Source organism: Aquabacter spiritensis, assembly GCF_004346185.1.
Classification (GTDB): domain Bacteria; phylum Pseudomonadota; class Alphaproteobacteria; order Rhizobiales; family Xanthobacteraceae; genus Aquabacter; species Aquabacter spiritensis.
In genome coordinates, this window is the sequence record NZ_SMAI01000036.1 from 1 (window position 1) to 4,224 (window position 4,224).

Below are 4,224 nucleotides of genomic sequence, written 5' to 3' on the forward strand. Positions count from 1 at the left end.
TCCTGCTCCTCAATGCCTTCGCCATCCTGCTGCTGACGATCCTGGGCGCCGCCGGCGAAAGCCTCGGCATGGATCGTCAACTGCGAACCAGCACCGCCAAACGCCGTGTCCACTCCCTATTCCGACAAGGCTGCCTGCTCTACGACCTCATTCCCAACATGCCGGAGGAGCGCCTGCGTCCGCTCGTCGAGCGATACGCACAACTCATCCGCCAAAACGCGACATTCACCGGAGCCTTCGGGATCACGTAAATGAGGGGATACTTGAGGATCGCTTCGAGCCACAGGCGTCACGTCCGAACAGAAAATCACTAGGCCTCAAAAGTTAACATCTTGGGGAAGCCCTTGACAGAGGGCTTGAGCGAACGGAGCTGCGCCAAGGTGGGCTATCCACGAACGAGCCGGGTCAACTGGAGCCCGGAGTCATCTCCCGTTACCTCGACCTATCAGCCTATACCATGGGAGAGACGCTGGTTTTTCTCGGCCCGGCAAGCCCACCGTAAACGCCTTCATCGAAGCGTTTAGAGCATTGGCCGATCGCTTGAATCTGGCGGGCTTTTCAAATGGGGGCCGAGCTGATTCAAGCCTTCTGCCGAAGTTGGACGCCGGCAGGCATAGTGAAAGCGCTGTCGCTCGATCTTCGGGGCCGTGTTCTCGCCGCGGCGGCGGGTGGCAGTCGGTTTGTCCAGTGCAGAGAGTGAGAGGCCGGATCGGATTTCCGTGACGGGTTGAGGCCGGGAGAGAGGCTTCCGGCGCCCGTCATGGAGGTTGATCCCCATGAACATGCAGGTTCTGGATGCCGATCGCGACGCGAGTGGCGGCTACAAGGTGGATGTCACGCGCAGCGAGCGGGTCGGGCGCGTGTCGTCGGAGTGGTTCTCCCGGCCGGATGACGAACGGTTCCTCTCGCTCGGCGAATTGGCCGCGATGGTGCGGGGCCGGGCCGATCACAGCCGGTCGCGCCTTGTGGAGACGTCCCGCATCCATGTGGAGGCGAGCCGCTCCAATGCCGAGCGGCTGGCGCTGGTGCTGCCCGGGGCGGATGCGCCCGTCGAGCCGAACCACTGGTCCTTCGGCCAGCTCGCGGCCCAGATCGGGGCGCCAGCCGCCTATCTGCGCCAGCTTCCCGCCGCGCTGGCCGGCATCAATCTGCAATATGGCCTGACCGCGCACCGCGCCGAGCAGATCAAGACCTATGAGACCGCCAATGGCCGCGTCGAGTTGCGCGCTGTCACCGGGCAGGACTAAATCCGGATCTATGATCACGAGCTGGTCGAGGCGGTGCAGCGCATCGCCGGCAACGGCACCGGCGACACGCGCTGGAAGGTGCCGGGCGTGCTCGACTGGTCCACAGGCGTCTACAATCCGCGTGTCGACATCACCAAGGATACGACGACGCTCTACGCTTCCGACCGCGACGTGTTCCTGTTCCTGGTCGACGATCTCAACCCGATCGAGGCCGGGCGGCTGCCCGACGGCTCGCCGGACCTTTATTTCCGGGGCTTCTATTGCTGGAACTCGGAGGTCGGGGCCAAGACGCTCGGCATCGCCAGTTTCTATCTGCGTGCCGTGTGTCAGAACCGCAATCTCTGGGGCGTCGAGGATTTCCAGGAAATCACCATCCGCCACTCCAAATACGCCGCCTCGCGCTTTGCCCATGAAGCGGCCCCAGCCCTGACCCGCTTCGCCAATTCTTCGCCCATGCCTTTCGTCAACGGCATCAAGGCGGCACGGGAAAAGATCGTGGCGCGTACCGACGAGGACCGCAGCGACTTCCTGCGCAACCGGGGCTTCTCCAAGGTGGAGACGGCCAGGATCATCGACACGGTGCTGACCGAGGAAGGGCGCAAGCCCGAGAGCATCTTCGACTTCGTTCAGGGCATCACCGCGGTCGCACGCGACAAGCCCCACCAGGATGCGCGGCTCGACCTCGAGGGGCGGGCCAAGAAGCTGCTCGATCGGGCCGCCTGACTTCCGGAAAGCCGGAGACGCGGACATCCCTGTCTCCGGCTTTCCGGCTTTCCGCTTGTGCGGATCTGCGTTTCTGCGGCGTCGCCCTCCAGAGTGAGGTCGCCCTCCAGAGTGAGAGGGCGGCGCTGCGCTTCGTGACGGGTTGGAGGCCGAGAGAGAGGCTCTTGGCCGCCCGTCGCGGAGGTGCCTTCCATGGCGACCAATGTTCAGAAGATCACGCTATCGCCCTCGCGTGACATCCCCTTCAACAAGCTCCTGCTCAGCCAGTCGAACGTCCGGCGCATCAAGGCAGGGGTCTCGATCGAGGAATTGGCCGAGGATATCGCCCGTCGTGGCCTGCTGCAGGGCCTCAGCGTCCGGCCCGTCGTTGACGACGCCGGCGTCGAGACCGGCATGTTCGAGATTCCGGCGGGCGGGCGGCGCTATCGGGCACTGGAACTGCTGGTGAAGCAGAAGCGCCTCGCCAGGACCGCGCCGGTGCCCTGCGTCCTCCGCGAAGGCGGTATCGCCGAGGAGGATTCGCTCGCCGAGAACGTCCAGCGCGCACCGCTGCATCCGCTCGACCAGTTCCGCGCCTTTCTGGCGCTGCGCGAGAAGGGGCAGCCCGAGGAAGAGATCGCCGCCGCCTTCTTCGTCTCCGTCGGCGTGGTGAAGCAGCGTCTCAGGCTCGCCTCGGTCTCGCCAGTGCTGCTGGAGGTCTATGCCGAGGACGGCATGACGCTCGACCAGCTCATGGCCTTCACCGTCTCCGGCGACCATGCGCGCCAGGAGCAGGTCTTTGACCGGCTGAAGACCTCCTATGACAAGCAGCCCTATGCCATCCGCCGCATGCTGACCGAGGGGGCGGTCCGCGCGTGCGACAAGCGCGCCCAGTTCATCGGCCTCGAGGCCTATGTCGAGGCCGGCGGCACCATCCTGCGCGACCTGTTCCAGGGTGATGATGGCGGCTGGCTGCAGGATGTCGCGCTTGTAGACCGGCTGGTGGCCGAGAAGCTCAAGGCCGAGTCGGACGCTGTCGTCGGCGAGGGCTGGAAGTGGGTCGAGATGGCGCCCGACTTCGCCTATGGCCACACCTACGGCTTGCGCCAGCTGCGTGGTGAGACCATTCCGCTCACCACGGAGGAAGAAGCCAGCCGCGACGCCCTGCAGGCGGAATATGATCGCCTGTCCGCGGAATACGCCGAGGCGGATGAACTGCCGCAGGATGTCGGCGCGCGGCTCGGCGAGATCGAGACGGCGATCGAAGCCTTCGAGGCGCGTCCGATCACCTTCGATCCGGCGGAGGTGGCGCGCGCCGGCGCCTTCGTCAGCATCGCCCATGATGGCGCAGTGCGCGTTGAGCGCGGCTATGTGCGGCCGGAGGACGAACTGCCGGTCGAGCCCGAAGTCGCCGCGGAAGACGCCGGGCCGCACCACATCGCGGCGGCGGCCATGCGTAGCGGCGAGGCCGTCATGGCAGATGCGCCGGCGCCCGAGCCCGAGGAGGATGAAGGCTTGTCCGCCATCTCGGATCGGCTGATGACCGAGCTGACCTCGCATCGCACGCTCGGGCTGCGCCAGGCGTTGGGCGAGCGGCCCGATGTCGCCTTCCTCGCGGCCCTGCATGCCCTGACGCTGAAGAGCTTCTATCGCTACGGCTCGGATAGCTGCCTCGAACTTGACCTGAAAAGCATTGCCTTCAGTGCGCAGGCGCCGGGGCTGAACGACAGCGCCTCGGCCGAGGCAATCCATGCCCGGCATGAGGGATGGGTCAAGGTCTTGCCGAAGGACTCGGCCGATCTCTGGGAGGCTCTGCGGGAATGGGAGAGCGACACCCGCTCCGGCCTGTTCGCCCATGTGGTGAGCCTGTCGGTGAACGCCGTTCATGAGGCCTGGAACCGGCGCCCGCGTGCGCTGAACCATGCCGACCAGCTCGCACGTGCCGTCGACCTCGACATGGCGGCGGCCGGTTGGAAGCCGACCGTGGATAATTACCTCGGCCGCGTGACCAAGGCCCGCATTCTGCAGGCGGTGAGCGAGGCCAAGGAACCGCGCGCGGCGGAGCGCATCGCGCACCTGAAGAAGGGCGAGATGGCCCGCGAGGCCGAAGCGCTGCTGGCCGATACCGGCTGGCTGCCGGAACCTCTGCGCGGGGCCGAACCGGCGGTCGGCGAAGAAATGGCGGCGCAGGACGGCACAACGGCCATGGGCGAAGACGAAAGCCTTGAGGATACTGAGGACACCACGGACATCCCCCCTGCCGTGGCGGCGGAGT

The 4,224-nt window shown here is 65.9% G+C and carries 1 protein-coding gene and 2 pseudogenes; all 3 read left to right on the top strand.

The genetic code is table 11. The features are described 5' to 3' along the window. Nucleotides 1–251: pseudogene (locus tag EDC64_RS23670) on the top strand (IS4 family transposase); the annotation flags it as partial. A 525-nt stretch (nucleotides 252–776) separates the two neighbouring features. After that, nucleotides 777–1,970 (top strand): annotated as a pseudogene (locus EDC64_RS23265) (DUF932 domain-containing protein). 192 nt (nucleotides 1,971–2,162) lie between these two features. Further along, nucleotides 2,163–4,224, top strand: a 2,062-nt coding sequence (locus EDC64_RS23270; RefSeq protein WP_165933873.1) for a ParB/RepB/Spo0J family partition protein, incomplete at its 3' end; no start/stop codon positions are given.